Annotated in this window: 13 protein-coding genes and 1 tRNA gene; 8 read left to right on the top strand and 6 right to left on the bottom strand. The window is 49.4% G+C overall.

Going from position 1 to position 18016, the window contains the following annotated elements:
* Positions 1–7: 7 nt before the first annotated feature.
* Genes gcvH through lpdA form a run of 4 tightly spaced genes read left to right on the top strand, consistent with a single transcriptional unit; the run spans position 8 to position 4440 of the window.
* Positions 8–367 carry a glycine cleavage system protein GcvH gene (gene gcvH, locus HMPREF0645_RS01055; RefSeq protein WP_007172935.1) on the top strand — a complete coding sequence of 120 codons (360 nt, stop codon included), beginning with the start codon at positions 8–10 and terminating at the stop codon, positions 365–367.
* 31 nt (positions 368–398) lie between these two features.
* Positions 399–1715 carry an aminomethyl-transferring glycine dehydrogenase subunit GcvPA gene (gcvPA, locus tag HMPREF0645_RS01050; RefSeq protein WP_007172934.1) on the top strand — a complete coding sequence of 439 codons (1317 nt, stop codon included), beginning with the start codon at positions 399–401 and terminating at the stop codon, positions 1713–1715.
* Between the two features lie 14 nt (positions 1716–1729).
* Positions 1730–3118: an aminomethyl-transferring glycine dehydrogenase subunit GcvPB gene (gene gcvPB / locus HMPREF0645_RS01045; RefSeq protein WP_007172933.1), complete on the top strand. Its 1389-nt coding sequence runs from the start codon at positions 1730–1732 to the stop codon at positions 3116–3118.
* Positions 3115–4440, top strand: a complete 1326-nt coding sequence (gene lpdA, locus HMPREF0645_RS01040) for a dihydrolipoyl dehydrogenase (protein ID WP_007172932.1) — start codon at positions 3115–3117, stop codon at positions 4438–4440. Before gcvPB ends, lpdA begins: the two co-directional genes overlap by 4 nt.
* Positions 4441–4514: 74 nt before the next feature.
* Here lpdA and tamL read toward each other — a convergent pair whose 3' ends face one another.
* Positions 4515–6737, bottom strand: a complete 2223-nt coding sequence (gene tamL / locus HMPREF0645_RS01035) for a translocation and assembly module lipoprotein TamL (RefSeq protein ID WP_007172931.1) — start codon at positions 6735–6737, stop codon at positions 4515–4517.
* 105 nt (positions 6738–6842) lie between these two features.
* On the opposite strand from tamL, the gene HMPREF0645_RS01030 reads away from it, so the two are divergent.
* The 4 genes from HMPREF0645_RS01030 to HMPREF0645_RS13555 all read left to right on the top strand — a co-directional run bounded on the left by HMPREF0645_RS01030 (position 6843) and on the right by HMPREF0645_RS13555 (position 9892).
* Entirely contained in the window at positions 6843–7619 is a 777-nt protein-coding gene (locus HMPREF0645_RS01030) for a TrmH family RNA methyltransferase (protein ID WP_156777810.1), read from the top strand.
* 3 nt (positions 7620–7622) lie between these two features.
* On the top strand, positions 7623–8549 hold the full coding sequence (locus HMPREF0645_RS01025; protein WP_007172929.1) for a hypothetical protein: 927 nt from the start codon (positions 7623–7625) through the stop codon (positions 8547–8549).
* Between the two features lie 67 nt (positions 8550–8616).
* Positions 8617–9687: a bifunctional histidinol-phosphatase/imidazoleglycerol-phosphate dehydratase HisB gene (gene hisB / locus HMPREF0645_RS01020; protein WP_007172928.1), complete on the top strand. Its 1071-nt coding sequence runs from the start codon at positions 8617–8619 to the stop codon at positions 9685–9687.
* 134 nt (positions 9688–9821) lie between these two features.
* Positions 9822–9892: transfer RNA gene (locus HMPREF0645_RS13555), tRNA-Cys, on the top strand.
* A 591-nt stretch (positions 9893–10483) separates the two neighbouring features.
* Here the strand turns inward: HMPREF0645_RS13555 and HMPREF0645_RS01015 are convergent.
* The 5 genes from HMPREF0645_RS01015 to ileS form a co-directional block, all read right to left on the bottom strand.
* Positions 10484–12118 carry a dipeptidase gene (locus HMPREF0645_RS01015; RefSeq protein WP_007172927.1) on the bottom strand — a complete coding sequence of 545 codons (1635 nt, stop codon included), beginning with the start codon at positions 12116–12118 and terminating at the stop codon, positions 10484–10486.
* A 43-nt stretch (positions 12119–12161) separates the two neighbouring features.
* Positions 12162–13079, bottom strand: coding sequence for a DUF4296 domain-containing protein (locus HMPREF0645_RS01010; RefSeq protein ID WP_007172926.1), 918 nt, complete (start codon positions 13077–13079; stop codon positions 12162–12164).
* Entirely contained in the window at positions 13076–13753 is a 678-nt protein-coding gene (locus HMPREF0645_RS01005) for a lipoprotein signal peptidase (protein ID WP_007172925.1), read from the bottom strand. The genes HMPREF0645_RS01010 and HMPREF0645_RS01005 overlap by 4 nt, the downstream gene beginning before the upstream one ends.
* Before the next feature lie 4 nt (positions 13754–13757).
* Complete coding sequence (locus tag HMPREF0645_RS01000) at positions 13758–14138, bottom strand: TraR/DksA family transcriptional regulator (protein WP_007172924.1); 381 nt, start codon at positions 14136–14138, stop codon at positions 13758–13760.
* Between the two features lie 73 nt (positions 14139–14211).
* Complete coding sequence (gene ileS / locus HMPREF0645_RS00995) at positions 14212–17862, bottom strand: isoleucine--tRNA ligase (protein WP_044123206.1); 3651 nt, start codon at positions 17860–17862, stop codon at positions 14212–14214.
* Positions 17863–18016 lie beyond the last annotated feature (154 nt).

The following is an 18016-nucleotide window of genomic DNA, read 5'->3' as shown; positions in this document are numbered from 1 at the left end:
AAAGATTATGACTTATTATTGCGATTCCCATGAATATGTTCGCGTAGAAGGCGAATTTGGTTATATTGGTATTACAGATTATGCACAGAAGGCTTTGGGTAACATTGTATATGTAGACCTGCCTGATGTGGATGACGAAATAACGGCTGGCGAGGACTTCGGAGCCGTGGAGAGCGTGAAGGCTGCCAGTGACTTGATGAGCCCGGTGAGCGGCACTGTTGTTGAAGTGAATGAGGCTCTGGAAGATGAACCCGAGTTAATCAACAAAGATGCGAATGCAAACTGGATTATCAAAGTGAAGCTTTCAGATGCCTCTGAGTTAGATGACCTAATGAGCGAAGAAGAGTATCTGGCTTCTGTCAAGTAAGTAACACGCATGAGATAAACGACGCGGAACCATGTTTAAATATTTCCCACATACCACTGACGACATCCAGCACATGCTGGATGTTATCGGAATGAAGTCCTTGGACGATCTCTATGCAGATGTTCCAAAGGATGTGAGGCTAAAAGGAGACTACCATCTTCCTGAGGCAAAGAGCGAAATGGAGATACGGCACTATTTTGAGGAACTCGGCTCTGAGAATCAACAAAAAATATGTTTTGCCGGAGCAGGAGTGTACGACCATTATGTGCCGTCAGTGATTCCTCAAATCACAAGCCGTTCAGAATACTTGACAAGCTATACGCCCTATCAGGCAGAGGTGTCCCAAGGCACATTACACTATATCTTCGAGTACCAGACGATGATGGCACGCCTTACCGGTATGCAGGTTTCTAACGCCTCGATGTATGATGGTTCAACGGCCACGGCCGAAGCTGCAATGATGGCACATGCCAGTGTAAGGAAGTCTGACCGCGTGCTGATATCTGAGACGATAGACCCCAAGGTGTTGGAAGTGGTCAAAACATATGCTCATTTTCAGGGTGTGGGAATAGAGATGATTCCTCAAAACAACGGTGCAACCGACTTCTCCACATTGCCCGACATGCTCGCACAAGGCGGTGTGGCCGGCGTGATCGTGCAGCAACCCAACTATTATGGTATTATCGAAGACTTCTCGGGGGTTGCCGATATGTGTCACGACAAGAAGGCACTCTTCATCATTAACAGTATTGCAGCCGACCTCGCCTTGCTCAAATCACCTGGCGAATGGGGTGCCGACATCGCCGTTGGCGAAGCCCAAAGTCTTGGAATACCGATGGCTTGGGGTGGCCCTTATCTTGGATACATGTGTACATTAGAGAAACACATGCGCAAGATGCCTGGCAGGATTGTAGGTCAGACCACTGATCAGGACGGCCAGCGTGTGTTTGTTCTCACATTGCAAGCCCGCGAACAGCATATCCGACGCGAAAAAGCAACGTCTAACATCTGCTCCAACCAGGGGCTGATGACACTTTGGGTTACGCTCTATATGGCTCTTATGGGTAAGAAAGGCCTACGGCATGCTGCACAGATGGGATGCGACGGAGCACACTATTTGCACGACGCGCTGCTGGCTACGGGGAGGTTTCACGATGCTTTCCCAGGCAGAGCGTTCCTGAATGAATTTTGCGTGAAGTATGACGGAGACCTTGATGCCCTCCAACAGCTATGGCTTGAGAATGGCTTTTTTGGTGGAGTGAAAATATCCGACGACACTTTGATGTTGGCCATGACTGAGCAGCGAACGAAGGATGAAGCTGACAGACTGTTGAGTTTGATTAAATAAGAAAGGAGACCGTTATGAATAACAAATTTTATCACAATCTTATCTTTGAACTCAGCAAAGCCGGACGAGAGGGCTACAGTCTGCCCAAGAATGAGTTCCCACACCATGCTCTACCCCAATCAGTCTGCAGGGAGCATGAGGCCGAATTGCCCGAATGTGACGAGTTGACTGTGGTGCGCCATTATACCAATCACAGTGGCAACAACTTTGGCGTGGACAACGGCTTATATCCCTTAGGATCATGTACAATGAAATACAATCCTAAAATCAATGACGAGATAGCGGGGAGTCGTCACTTCCTAAATCTACACCCTCTGCAACCGGAAGAAACTACGTGCGGGGCGGTAGCTGTGAGCAAGACGTTGCGCAAAGTTCTGTCGGAAATTACGGGTATGGCAGACTTCACGTTGAAACCATGCGCCGGTGCTCATGGCGAATTAACGGGCCTGATGATTATCCGTGGTTATCATGAAAGCCGTGGAGACAGCAAACGAACAAAGGTTATCGTGCCCGACTCGGCACATGGCACCAACCCCGCCTCGGCAGCAGTATGCGGACTGGAGGTGGTCGAAGTGAAGAGCAAACCTGACGGGACGATAGACATAGACGACCTGTCCGCCAAACTCGACGACTCGGTTGCTGCCATGATGATGACTAATCCAAACACGCTTGGACTCTTTGAGCATGATATCACAGACATTGTAGAGCGGGTTCACAATTGCGGTGGCTTGATGTATTATGATGGAGCTAACCTGAACCCACTGCTTGGCGTATGCAGACCGGGCGACATGGGATTTGACGTGGTACATCTCAACTTGCATAAAACGTTCTCCACACCTCATGGCGGAGGAGGACCGGGCAGTGGTCCGGTAGGCGTGCGCGAGGGGTTGCAGCCTTTCTTCCCTACAGTGAATCCCTATCACGGCAACTTCCTGGTAGAGCTTCGGGCATTGAGCTATATTCTGTCCTTGGGCAAGGAGAATATCAAAAACGTCGGTCCATTGGCTACGCTCAATGCCACCTACATCAAAGAGCAACTCAAGGATCATTATGAACTGCCCATTAAGGGACTTTCCAAACATGAGTTTGTATTCAACGGACTACGTGATAAGTCCACCGGAGTAACCACGATGGACATTGCCAAGCGATTACTCGACTTTGGTTATCACGCCCCAACCATCTACTTCCCATTGCTGTTCCATGAGGCCATGATGATTGAACCCACCGAAAACGAGAGCTTGGAAAGTATAGACAAGTTTGTTGAGGTTATGCACCGGATTGCCCGCGAGGCAGCAGAGCAGCCTGAACTGGTGAAGTCAGCACCGCACAATACGCCTATTTCGAGAGTAGACGATGTGCAGGCTGCACGACATCCCATTCTCATATTCCCAGAAGAATCATGAAAACAGACCTTATTATTATCGGCAGCGGCCCCGGGGGCTACGAGACTGCCGTATATGCTGCACGTCAAGGGCTGCAGGTAGTTGTCATCGAAAAGAATGATGTCGGAGGAACGTGCCTGAACAGTGGGTGCATCCCTACCAAAGCCCTCGTGCACGATGCTGAGAATGCACTTGGAAAGGACAATGGTCAGGCCCTGTTCCAAGCAGCTGTTCAAAGAAAAGATGGCATCGTCAGTAATCTCAGGCAGGGCGTGGAAGCCTTGATGCACCAGCCGGGCATTACCTTGATTCAGGGAAAAGCCGCTTTCAGAAGCAAGCACTCCGTGGTCGTGGGAGATGAAGAAATCGAAGCCGACCATATCATCATTGCCACAGGCTCCACCGCCAAGCTACCTCCCATTCCCGGACTCGGAAGCGACGGCCAACCGATGAGCCAACACGTGGTAACCTCCGAAGAACTCCTTGCCTGCGAAACCTTGCCCTCGAGTCTTTGCATTGTGGGCGCAGGTGTCATCGGAATGGAGATGGCCTCCGTGTTCTCAAGTTTCGGATGCCAGGTCAGCGTTGTGGAATTCATGAAAGAATGTCTGCCCACGATGGATTCAGAAATTGCGCGTAGATTGCGCAAGATGATGGAGAAGCAGGGCATTCGATTCTATCTGGGAGCAGCCGTACAAAAGATTGAGGATCGCCTGGTTGTCTTTAAGGATGTCAAGAAAGGTGTGGAGACAAGCGTAGAGGCTGATGCCATACTTGTGGCCACCGGCAGAAAGCCGCACGTCGAAGGATTAAACTTAGAAGCAGTGGGTATAGAGCATGGCAAGATGGGAATTGTTACCAACGACAACATGCAGACCAATCTGGGCCATATCTATGCCATCGGCGACGTCAACGGACGCCAGATGCTGGCACATGCAGCCACATTCCAAGGATACCGTGCCGTAAATCACATCTTAGACAAACGTGATCGCATTCGCTTGGACATTATGCCGGCAGCCGTATTTACCCGTCCTGAAGCCGCATCGGTAGGGCCGACGGAGGAATATTGCAAGGCCAACGGCATTCCTTTCACCGCGAAGAAAGCCATCTATCGAGCCAACGGACGGGCACAAGCCATGGAGCAGACCGACGGTTTTGTCAAGTTACTTTTTGATGATAACGACAAAATTATAGCCTGTCATGTCCTTGGTGCAGACGCTGCCAGTATGGTTCAGGAGATATCAGCCCTGATGAATTTGGATGTCACGCGTGACCAATTGTCAGCCATCGTACACATCCACCCCACCCTCAGCGAGATTCTTCTTGACGCAGCAAGACGTTGAGCAAACCGACGAAGTAAACAAAGCCTGCTGAACCCATGTTGTTCAGCAGGCTTTTCTATGTCCAAATCATTCGTTTAGAATGGCATTCCCACGGCAAAATGGAAGCAGAAGTCGCGCTTCAAATCAGGATTGAGCACAGCCCAATGCTCCTTTCGGCTTTCATAGGCCGGGTTGATAGCTTTCATGCCCATGTCAAATCTCAGGATGAAATAATCAAAATTCAACCGCAACCCAATACCATACCCCATTGCAATCTGCTTGTAAAACTCGTCTATCTTGAATTGTCCACCGGGCTGTTCGGCATAATTGCGCAAAGTCCACACATTGCCTGCGTCCAAGAATGCCGCACCATGGAGTTTCCAAAAGAGAAACGTGCGATATTCCGCACTGAGATAAAGTTTCATGTCTCCCGTTTGGTTGATAAAGTCAATTCGACCATCGGTTCCGCGATACTTGCCCGGTCCCAACGACCGCACGCTCCATCCCCTCAGACTATTGGCGCCACCTGCGAAATAGCGCTTCTCAAACGGCAGTATCTTACTGTTGCCATAAGGCCAGGCAATGCCACAATCAGCGTGCAGGGCAAGTTCGTTATGCTGGTCGAAACGGAACAAATGAGTGTACTCGAAGTCGAATTTCACATATTGTGCATACGCGATATTGAAAAAAGTGTATTGCCCGCTTTCGTTTTTCTTGCTTCCGATGAGGTTTGAAAAGCAGTCCAAGATATTGCCTGCCGTCTCCACATTCGCCCTGATAACATCCACACCGTCGCTATAAGAGACACCTAATCCCGTCTTCATGATGAAGAGATTCTCATAATTATATCGCAGAATAGCATTACGGTTGGACACGCTGTCGAGATAATCATGCTTGAAAGTCTCGCTGATCCAAGGCATATAGACATAGTTCAGGTCGAGAAGATCCAAACGATAGGAGGTGTGGCGAGCAGGCGTTGCCCATCGGTAGCGCCACGCCGTTGAGAAAACCCTGCGATGAAATTCCGGTCGGTTTTGCAAGTCCCACGTCAGCGAGAGTTCAGATGTGGCAGTGCTTCTCCGACGGAAGGATCGTGAGAGGAACGGTGCAATGAACCGTGGGAACAGCAACTTGGCCTCGACGTTGTATTCCTCGTAATCCTCGTCGTTGTAGCCTTCAAGTCCTGTAATTGCCTCAAAGGCACTGCGCAGTTCCACACTAAAAGTTTCCGCACCACGGAATATATTCCTGTTTTCATAGGTCAGCGTGGCTGCCGCTCCAAGATTTCCCGCCGTATTGGTACCTTCAGGTCTGAAAGACACCGACCTCTGCTTGTCCATACTCACATTGATATCCACATCGAGCAATGTCGTGTCGGGTAGTTCCCTAAAACGTATGTCCGTGTATCTCACCGCCTTCATCCGACCAAAGTTGTTGTATGTCTTCTGCAAGTCAGAGGCGCAGAACGGCTTTCCGGCCCTGATGGCCGTACTGTTTTCCAACACTTTCTGTCTCAAGGGGATATATCCGTCTGCCCCACCCTGATAGCTAATGTTTCTTATCGTATAGCGGGGATGTGGCTTACCGGGGCCGGTGTTATCCGTTCGATACTTCAACAACTCCAGCGTCAGCCCCACACCTAAGCTGTTTGATGCGGAGTCTGCCTCATATTGAATGTAATCCTTATGGAAACGGTAAAAGCCCGAATCCATCAATATATTGGTAATGCGCTCCCGCTCTTCATCCAACAACTTCACCGTGAACAGATCGCCTGCACGAAGCCCCTGTCCCTTGTTACTCTTATGCGTATTTTTACTGTAATTTTTGAGGACAGTCTCGATATTCTTGTCCCTGATGTCATAATCAATGTTGTTGATAACATAGGGTAAACCGGGATGCAGCGTATAAATGGCCTTGAGTTTTTTACCCTTCACCTTGGTCTTCAAGTCCACCTGAGCATGCATATATCCCATGTTCTGCAATGCTCTCCGCAGGTCTTCTTTAGATAGTTCTGCCTGTATCGAATCATATATAACAGGCTCTTCGCCAATCTTCTGCAAAGTTCTGTTAATCCATTTTGTAGTATCCTTCCCGGAAAGCGTATAGGTTGCAAGCGGAATCTTGAACAAGGAAAACCATCTGGAATTGGCTTGCTGCCGAACATAGGGAGCCAGGGTGGCCGCATCAACATATTTCTCATCGGCCTTCACCTCCACGCTCTCCAAAAAATAGCTTTTGTCCGGAACAAACTTGGTAGAGCTGCATGCCGCTACGAGACATGCAACTACAGCAAAAAGAATGGTGTGTTTTGTTTTCAATGAATTTGCTGTTTTGGGTGCAAAGATAAAGCATTTAATTCACAGATAGCATACATTAACATGGAATTTTCGATGACTTACGAACTTATTAAGTATCTTTGCAATATGATTAGCAAAGCCACTGTTAAGCTTATCCACTCGCTTGGGCTTAAGAAAAACCGAGACAAGGAAGGACTTTTCGTTGCCGAAGGGCCAAAGGTCGTGGCCGACTTGTTGGCTGTGGCATCGCCGCTGCATCTCATTGCCACTTCCGAATGGTTTGCCGGTCATCGTATGGAAATGAACCAATGGGGCAAAGTTAAAATAAGTGAGGTCACCGAAGATGAGCTTCGCAAGGCCTCTTTCCAGAAAACCCCGCAACAGGTTATCGGCGTGTTTCCCATTCCCGAGACCGAGGCCCAAGACACCGCCACCGACATGCCCGGCCGTCAACTCTGCCTGGCCTTGGACGGTGTGCAGGATCCCGGCAACTTGGGAACCATTATTCGCATTGCCGATTGGTTTGGCATTGAGCATGTTTACTGTTCTGAAGACACGGCCGACGCCTACAATCCCAAGGTTGTGCAAGCCACGATGGGCAGCATAGCGCGGGTCAAGGTACACAGCATCAATCTCCCACAGTTTATTACCCACCTTCCCGAAGGTGTTCCGATCTATGGCACCCTGCTCGACGGGCAGAATATTTACACACAAGAACTTTCCGCCAATGGACTTATCGTTATGGGCAATGAGGGCAAGGGCATTTCGGAAGAGATACGAAAACTCGTCACCCACAAACTGTTCATACCCAGCTTTCCGCCGGACACAGACACTGCCGAAAGCTTAAACGTTGCCATTGCCACAGCCGTAACGTGTGCAGAATTCAGAAGAAGAATATCATAAATCATGGACAAAGATCTCTATAAGGTTCGAAGCTTGGCCAAATGTACACAAGCCGCTTACGATTTGTTAAGCACCAATCTCAAAAAAATCATCAGCCGCACATGGATGCCGGCCCTGATGTTCGCCGTCATTTCCGCACTAACCCATTTGCTTGTCGTGAGCTACCCGGCCATGACAGATATCGTCAACGGGCAGACCCAAGACCATGTTACAGGGTTGTTGGCCATTACCTGTTCCACACTCCTGAGCTTCTTCGTCATGACATGGGGCTTTGCCCGGGTGGTGAGCTTGCTCAATGGCCAGAGTTTCAAAACCAATTGGCCACGGATGGGCAGACTGTATCTCCTTTGCCTCGGCCTCACAGTTTTACTCTTGGCCATCATTGTTGCCTTGGGCTATCTCCCGATTCTCACGGCCGAAACTCCGCCCTCCCCCAACACGTTAGTGCTTGCGCTGGGCATCATGATGCTCGGAGCCGTCATCACCGCATTGTGCCTGATCCCAACCTATTATTCCGTCGTGAAATATTGCATGGAGCCTGAACAGAAGTTGGGCACCGTTTTGGGTAAGGCCTACTGCAGGGGCTGGCGTAGTTGGGGATTCCTTTTCTCATTGGCATTGCTCGTTGGCCTGATCACCTGCTTGCTCGCGACCGTCGTCCTGATGCCCGTTATGATTGTCCAGACGGCCTGCTATGCAAATATTTTGGGCATGAGCATGGGCGACCCGAGCGGAATGCCCGCCTATTACCCATGGTTGTCGTTTGCGGCAGCCCTGCTGTGCATGTTCGTTTGGTTTTATATCATGATATGGGAAATCCTGGTTTTCTACTACGCATACGGCACCATCGAGGCTAAATCGGCCATCAGAAAACAGGTGTCGGCTGTTACTACAAAACATGACGAAACAGATTTCCCGGAAATTTCATAGCATCAACTAATTTTTAGACACGCCCGGATCCACCCTGCGGGCGTGTGAACCCACTAACCGACAAACCATGCAAAAACTACTGTTTATTGATCGTGACGGCACCTTGATCGAGGAGCCACAGGACGAACAAATCGACGCTTTCGACAAACTGAAATTTACACGCGGCGTGTTCAGAAATTTAGGATTCATCCGTCAGCATCTCGACTTCAAGCTGGTCATGGTCAGCAACCAAGACGGTTTGGGCACCCCGTCCTTCCCTGAAGATACGTTTTGGCCGGTACACAACTTGATTCTGCAAACGCTGGAGGGCGAAGGCATCGTCTTTGACGACATCCTGATCGACCGCCACTTTCCTGAAGACCACTCGCCCATGCGCAAACCGGGCACCGGAATGCTGACAAACTATATTGGCAACGAGAAATACGACCTGGCCAACAGCTATGTCATAGGCGACCGGGGCACGGATAAAGAGTTGGCACAAAACTTAGGTTGCAAGGCCCTCATCCTTGGACGCGACGGCATGACATGGGACAAGATTGCTGAAATCCTGTTTGCCGGAGAGCGCACCGCGGAAGTAAGGCGCACCACAGCGGAGACGGACGTCTACATCAAGATTAATCTTGACGGGTCGGGCAAGAGCGACATCTCAACCGGACTGGGCTTCTTCGACCATATGCTGGAGCAAATTGGCAGGCATGGCATGATGGACATCACCATACACACCAAGGGAGATCTCGAGGTAGACGAGCACCACACCATAGAAGACACCGCCATTGCGCTTGGCGAATGCCTGCACAAGGCCTTGGGCGACAAGCGTGGCATCGAGCGCTACGGCTACTGCCTGCCCATGGACGACTGCCTCTGCCAAGTGGCACTCGACTTCGGTGGGCGGCCGTGGCTGGTGTGGGATGCGGAGTTCCGTCGTGAGAAGGTGGGCGAAATGCCCACGGAAATGTTCCTCCATTTCTTTAAAAGCTTGAGCGATTCCGCCAAAATGAACCTCAATATCAAGGCCGAGGGACAGAACGAGCACCACAAGATCGAAGGCATTTTCAAGGCGTTGGCTCGCAGCCTGAAGATGGCTGTGAAGAGAGATATCTATCATTTTGAACTGCCTTCGACCAAGGGAACGCTGTAAGGAAACATACGCCGAGCGCCGCATCGAGATCGCATACGACAGTGAAAATACATTCCCGGCTAAAAAAGTTACTGTTAAATTTTGGAATCTCGAAATAAATCATTACTTTTGCAGTCACTTAAAAGAAAGGGCATGGTACCTTGTCCGAACGGTTAGGTAATGGTCTGCAAAACCATGTAAGGCGGTTCGACTCCGCCAGGTACCTCAAATGGGAATCCAAATCTTGGGTTCCCATTTTTTTGCACCGCATACTTAAGCATGATGTATATTTATTTTCCCCCTCCGAAGTTTTCAAAAATGTCAGGAAAACTTCACTGTTAGAAGCCTGGGGGAAAAAGATGCTACAGAAAAAATTGCGCCATGTTTCTCCTGTTTACCTCTTAATTTTTGTGAGCACGACAAGCCAGACGTTGTGCGATTAGTATCTGATGACCATACGGATAAGCCCGCGCCAGCTCGCCATGGCTATTTGATGATGGTGCGACTCAAGCCCAATCGCGGTGTGAAAAGAGCCTAATCGCAGCTTAAGTGAAGTTTTAATGAAACATCGGGAAGCCCCTGTAAATATAAAACACTATTGATCAGAAAGTTAGAATAATAGCATAAATTTTGCCGTATTTGAAAACAAGTTGGATTCGTTTTCAAATACGGCAAATTTCAGGACTGGTTTGTCGTGATTATTTATCTTCTAAAATCAGGGGCACGTATGATGAATGGAGCGAGCCTTATTGCAATACTTCGTCATTGAGCTGCTCATGCCTTGCCATTCGACACGACTTATGCGGATGCCCAAGACTTATTGCTCGAACTTGCTGCCCGTTGTCTCGACTAACTTCCGGCGGTATGCCTGCGGGAATCCGGGACGTTCCACCCGTGCTCCCAAGCCCTCGGGGGTACGCTTGAAATGCCCGTTCTCCTCGGGTTTGATGGTCATGTCGTTGTATTTCACAATCAAATAGGTGGCCAGATCCTTCCAACACTCGAGCATGTGCTGTGCAGTTTCGTTGCTGTAATCGTTCAGGTATTTGATGGCCGCTTGTTGATCAGACTTGTACAAAGCCAACGCCTTGTCTTCCACGGTCTTCTGACGGGCGAAATAGCTCTGCTCCAATGAGTCGCGCACCTCTTTCAAACTTGGGAACAGCATTGCGTAACGCGGGTAAACCATATTGCTCACCCAGTTGCATACCCAAAAGGCATTTTTCATCGAGAACGTTACGGCGTCGGCTCCGGGCGTGTTGTAGCACTCCGGCTGTACGGTGTTGCCACAATATATTGGTGTGTAAGCCACCATGTTGCCATCGTCGTTGCCGAACCACAGCACTCCGCCAATCTGACGGGGCAACCAGCTGCGCATCTGGGCAACATAGCTGAATGCGGTCTGCTGTGTACTCGTCGGTCGCTCGTTGAAATATTTTTTTCCATCCACTTCAAAGAAGAGCGGAGTGGGACGATAGGGCATCTGCCAGATTCCCCCACCCATATCGGTGCTGTCCATAGCCATGGGGGTACCCTCATAATGATCGCGCATGGCCGCTTCCACGTCCTGAATGCTCAGCTTGCGGTCGGGGACAACCCATAGAGGCATGTCCTCAGCATGCTCGTCCTTACCCAAGGCCCATGGCAAATATCTATCCATGCCCTTGACAAAACGATTGAAGAAAGCCCAGACGCGTGCGTCACAGATGCGACGCCCAGAAAAGTCCGGCTTGGCATAAGTCATCTTCCAGTTGAAGTCGGCGTCTTTACCGCTGTACCACCCCATCTTGCGGGCAAACTTGACAACGTCTTTGGAATACATCACGTTGTCCTTATCTTTCATGTTGAACTTGCCAATACGACTTTGGTTGGCATGGCCGCAGATAGCGTTGTCGGGGATGCGCTGTGCCACCCAAACCACTCCTTTGGAACCCGGACCCTTGCCCATCATCTCCATAATCCAGGCTTCGTGGGGGTCGCAAATCGTAAAGGTTTCGCCCTCAGAGCAATAACCGTAGGTCTCGGCAAGCGTTGTCATCACCTTGATGGCTTCGCGTGCGGTCTTGGAACGCTGCAAGCCCAGATAGATGAGCGAGCCATAGTCGATGCCGCCCTTGGGATCCACCATTTCCTCGCGCCCACCATACGTTGTCTCGCCGATGGTCACCTGATATTCGTTGATATTGCCTATCACGTTATAGGTTTCGGGAGCTTCTGGAATCCGGCCAATAAACTTCCCATTGTCCCAATTCACAATGTCGCGCATTGTGCCTTGGGCATGTTTGCCGGCAGGATAATGGCAGAGTCCGGTGAACAACCCGTAGTCGTCAGCATTATAGGTACAGATGACCGATCCGTCGGCAGAGGCCTGTCTGCCCACAATAAAATTGGTACATGCTGGTGCAAGCGTTGCAGCCAAAAGAAAGGCTGCCATGAGGATATGTCTTTTCATTGCAAATAAATTTTTGAAATATCGGTTGTTGTTGACCCCACTCCTATTCCACCGGAATGTTCTCTCCGCGCGTATTCTGCAGCTCCTGCTGCTTCGACACACGCATGCGCTGTGGGTCTTTGCGCAGGCTGTCGTGCGGAATCCGGTCTCCTTCTTTCAGCTTCTCGGGCTTGTTCTTGGGCATCCGGCAGCGCAATAAATGGATATTGCTCAAGGCCATCAGGTGCAAAGTAGATGACGAGGCATCGTTGAAGTTGCTTTTATTGAGCATGAAAAAGCCCTTCACCTGTTTTACTCCAAGCCTGTTCGTATCTTCGAGCGTGAGATTATACGATGTGGAGGACGATAGATGTGCCACGTGTGAGGCTACGCTGTCGTTCTTAAAGACAAGCGCCAGCATGGCGATACCATCGCGCGCACCGTCTTGAAAGATAAAATCGCTATGCAGCGTGAGAATGAAAGAGTCCCCCTTGTGAAACGTGGAGTCGGGCGTATAAGAAAAAGAATACAAATTGTAGGGTCTGTTGGGCACTAAGGCAATCGTCCTGTCACCTTTCCAGATGTCAGCCGTGTCACCCGATGCACTGAACCGGGCCAAACCGGCCAACATGCCTTCTGACGAGCCATAGGAGCGCGCCTTGTCCTCCATACGTTCTGCAATGCGTTTGTAGATAGCGTGCAGACGCTCGGTATGACGCATATAATAAACCATGGAGGTGTCAAACTGAGCTTGGGTTATGCCGTGTTTTTTGAACACGGCAGTTCGATAGGTCAGAACGTTGGACTCATATTGGTCATAGTTCTGACGCGCCATGGCCTCTGACAAATGATAATCGTAAAGTATATCCTCCATGTCCTTCTCCTGAATAATATCAGAAGGAACGGTAGGCCGACATCCTGCAAGAAAAACAAACAGCCCGACGGCAATACCGATAAACAGGGTTATACTTCTGTGTTTCATCCGTTTTCTACTTGGGATTCTGTCTCGTCAGATGAGGATAGGGTTTGTTTTTTACTGTCGGAATGCTCGAAATCTTTTCGGCAAAACAGCAAAAGGCACACCACACCCACCGTGATACAGGCGTCGGCAAAATTGAATATCGGCGAGAAAAATATAAATTCGTTTCCGCCCCAAACCGGAACCCAATCGGGCCAGGTGGTTTGGATAATCGGGAAGTAGAACATATCGACAACCTTGCCCATGAGAAACGAGGAATAACCTGTTCCGAACGGTACAAAATAGGAGACGTAATAGGGAGTTGAGGCGGAAAAAATCAATCCATAAAACATCGAGTCGAAGATGTTGCCGGCTGCTCCCGCGACAATCAGGGAAAGAAAGAAAACATAGCGGGTGCGACCTTTTCTCTTCACCACACGCCATATATACCATCCGATAACCGATATGGCCACGATGCGAAGAATGCTCAGGAAAAGCTTGTTGATAAAAGTCATGCCGTATGCCATGCCGTTGTTCTCGATGAAATAGATATAGAACCAGTCCAACACCCGATACGACTGACCTAAGGTCATGGTGGTTTTTACCTCTATCTTGATGAGTTGGTCAATCACGAGGACAGCAATAATCAAGAGCCACGCCATACGGCCATCGGTCATAAATTCCCTTACACGCTTCATCCGCTTATTTTTTTCTGGCGTTTTTAGATGCTACACTCAGTGTTGCATGAGGCACAATACGTAAGCGATCCTTGGGAATCAGTTCCCCGGTTACACGGTCAATGCCGTATGTCTTGTTCTCAATTCTGATCAGGGCAGCCTCTAATCCCTGTATGAATTTTTGCTGACGCTGAGCCAGTTGAATCAGATTCTCGCGCTCCAGCGTCTGTGTTCCCTCCTCCAATATTTTGTATGTGGGAGACGTGTCTTCGTCAGAATTGCTGTCCGCATTCATGAGTCTGCGCATGGCATCACTATATATCTCACGCGCAGACTTCAACTTCTCATTGATTATTCCGCGGAACTCTTCGAGGTCTTCATCAGAATAACGTACCTTGATACCCATAATTCTTTTTGTAATAAGAACTTTTGCCCAAGCCTTACTTGCTATAGGGGCCGGGCAAAAATTCTTCGTTGTTTTATTTTTTTACTACTTTGATGTTCAGTTCGAAGTCGTCAAACGCGGTCTTCTCACCGTCGTTATCAGCTATGGTCAACTCATCGGCCAGAACCTGTGACTTGATATAGTCTTCGAAAGCATGGATTGCGGCGTCTGTTTGCTCGTGGGGAGCTATGGTCACCTGAATGCGATCGGTAATCTCCAAGCCTGTTTCCTTTCGAAGATTCTGAATTCTATTGATCAGCTCACGGGCCATTCCCTCCTGACGGAGAGCGTCCGTAAGTTCCACTTCCAGCGCAACTGTTAGGTTCCCCTCATTGCTAACCAACCATCCGGGAATATCCTCCGATATGATTTCGACATCGGCAGCCTCGACGGTAAGGTTTTGACCGTCCACCTCGAAACTGTAGTTTCCCTGACGTTCAAGCTGGGCTATTTCTTCCTGCGACAAGGCATTCATCCGCGAGGCAACAGCTTTCATGTGCTTGCCAAACTTCTTACCCATTACCCTGAAGTTACACTTCACCTTTTTAACGAGTACGCTTTGACCCTCAGCAAATTGAAGTTCCTTCACGTTCACCTCGGTAACGATCAGATCTTTCATAGCTTCGATATGGCTACGCTGGTCTTCATCGATAGCCGGTATCATGATTTGCTGCAGCGGTTGACGCACTTTGATATTCACCTTACGACGTAATGCAAGCACCATAGAAGTGATCTTCTGTGCCATGCTCATACGCATTTCAAGGTCAGTGTCTATCCAATTGTCATCGGCCACAGGGAATTGATCCAAGTGTACCGACAGCAACTTACCGCCTAAGTCATGATACAGTTCATCGGCATAGAAAGGAGCAAACGGTGCCAACAGCTTCGACACGGTCATGAGACAGGTGTAAAGCGTGTTGTATGCGGCTATCTTGTCCTCGCTCATCTCCTTTCCCCAGAAGCGTTTGCGATTCAATCGGACATACCAATTGCTCAAATCGTTGTTCACAAAGCTGTCGATCAGACGACCGGCACGCGTGGGATCGTAGTCCTCAAGCTCATGGGTAACATTCTTAACCAAGGTGTTGAGACAAGAAAGAATCCATCGGTCTATTTCCTTCAGATCCTCGCGACTGTCTCCCTGCAGCATCTTCAGATACTGTTCCGGATCGTAATTATCAACATTGGCATAGAGAGCGAAGAAGCTATAGGTATTATATAAAGTGCCAAAGAACTTCCGACGAACCTCGTCAATACCGTTAGGGTCAAACTTAAGATTGTCCCAGGGTTCACTATTGGTCATCATATAGAAGCGCACGGGGTCAGCCCCATACTTCTCTATCATCTCAAACGGATTGGTCACATTGCCCACATGCTTGCTCATCTTGTTGCCCTTGGCATCAAGAACAAGTCCCGACGAGATGACATTCTTAAACGATACCGAGTCGAATACCATCGTTGCAATCGCATGCAAGGTGAAGAACCAGCCACGTGTCTGGTCCACTCCCTCGTTGATAAAGTCGGCCGGGAAGAATGCGGGGGCAACCGGCGTACCCTCATACGTGCTGTTCACGAGCGATGCGCGATATTCAGCCTCGCTCATGCCGGTCTTCTTCAGACCCTCAGCATTGATGGCACCCTCAAACGGATAATGGAGTTGAGCGTATGGCATGGCACCACTGTCAAACCAAACATCGATCAAATCGCTTTCGCGATACATGGGTTTGCCCTCATCGTTTACCAAAACCACATAGTCGATATACGGGCGGTGAAGGTCGATTCTGTCATAGTTTTCCTGAGAATAGTCACCCGGCACAAAGCCTTTGTCTTTCAACGGGTTGTTCTTCATGACACCGGCAGCAACCGACTTCTCTATTTCGTTATACAGTTCCTCAACTGATCCGATGCACTTTTCGTTATGGTTTTCATCACGCCAGACAGGCAGCGGAGTTCCCCAGAAGCGAGAGCGCGAGAGATTCCAGTCGTTCAGGTTCTCCAGCCAATTGCCAAACCGACCCGTACCTGTCGATTCTGGTTGCCAGCGAATGGTTTTGTTCAGCTCCACCATGCGCTCTTTCATCGCTGTGTCACGAATAAACCAGCTGTCGAGGGGATAATATAGCACGGGCTTGTCGGTACGCCAGCAATGTGGATAGTTGTGCACATGCTTTTCTATTTTAAAGGCACTGCCCTCCTGCTTCATCTCCATCGACATGATTATATTCAGATCTTCAGCCTTCTCCGAGGCCTTGGCATCCCACACACCATTCGTGTTAAACTCCGGAGAATAGGCATTCTTCACGTAGTCGCCGGCATGATGTTCGTATGCCTTTGTGTCCACGCAACGCTCCACAAAGTTTTTATCAAGCTCGTCAAGGGTATAATATTTGCCCTGAAGGTCTACCATCGGACGGGTTTCCCCCTTCTTTGAAATCAGGTACAGTGCAGGCACCTTGGCATCCTTGGCCACCTTGGCATCATCAGCACCAAAAGTTGGGGCAATGTGCACGATACCGGTTCCGTCCTCCGTGGTAACATAGTCGCCAAGAATGATGCGAAACGCCTCTTCGTGCATTTCCACAAACTGATCGATTCCCTCGTTGCTTGCAAACACTTTTTCGGGATGTTTGCCGGCATATTCATTCACAAAGTCGGGTGCAAAGTCACCGATTTTCTCGCAGGGCTTCACCCAGGGCATCAGCTGCTCATAGCGCAGACCCTCCAACTCCGTGCCCTTCATGTGCTCGATAATTCTCCACGGGCACTGTTTTTTCTCCTTGTCGAAGGGCAGCAGTTCACCATCCTTGCATTCTTGATCCGCATTTAGATAGGCCGAAACGCGCGACTCGGCCATGATGGCCGTCATCGGCGCCCCATTATAGGGGTTATACGTCTCCACAGCCACATAGTCAATCTTGGGGCCTACACAAAGTGCCACATTCGATGGCAGTGTCCACGGTGTAGTGGTCCAAGCCAGGAACCAGGGCTCGCCGTGCTTGCACCACTCTGCTTTTGCATCTTTAATCAAGAATTGGGCAGTGACTGTCGTGTCCTTAACGTCACGATAGCAACCCGGTTGGTTTAGTTCGTGGCTCGACAGTCCCGTACCGGCAGCCGGCGAATAGGGCTGAATGGTATAACCCTTATAGAGCATCCCCTTGTTGTAGAGCTGCTTGAGCAACCACCAAAGGGTTTCGATGTATTTGTTGTCAAAGGTAATATAGGGGTGGTCAAGGTCAACAAAATACCCCATTTTTTCCGTGAGATTACGCCATTCTGCCGTAAACTTCATCACGTTCTCCCGGCAGCGGTGGTTGTATTCCTCCACAGAGATATATTTGTCCGACGCCTTGTTGTCAATGTCCTTCTTGGTAATGCCAAGCTCTTTCTCCACACTCAGCTCCACCGGCAGACCATGTGTGTCCCATCCGGCCTTGCGCTCCACCTTGAAACCCTGCATGGTCTTGTATCGGTTGAACGCGTCCTTGATGGCACGCGCCAGCACATGGTGAATCCCCGGATGACCATTGGCCGAGGGAGGACCCTCAAAAAATATGAATTGCGGGCATCCTTCACGCTCGTCTATGCTTTTGTGGAAGATGTCATTCTTCTCCCATTCCTTCAGTATTTCCTCATTTGTTTTGGTCAAATCAAGACCGGTGTGTTCGGCAAACTTTTTAGCCATAGTGTATCTTTCTTTTCCTTCAAGTGGGAACAATGATTCTCCACCCACAATGAACATTTAAAAAAGTGGGCGATGACTTTCTGATTCGTGATGCCCACCTTATTATAAATTTTGCGCAAAGGTAACAAAAATATATATATTCCACAAATTTTTA

The organism is Hallella bergensis DSM 17361 (assembly GCF_000160535.1).
Lineage (GTDB): Bacteria > Bacteroidota > Bacteroidia > Bacteroidales > Bacteroidaceae > Prevotella > Prevotella bergensis.
This window is presented reverse-complemented; position numbering and strand designations above follow the sequence as displayed.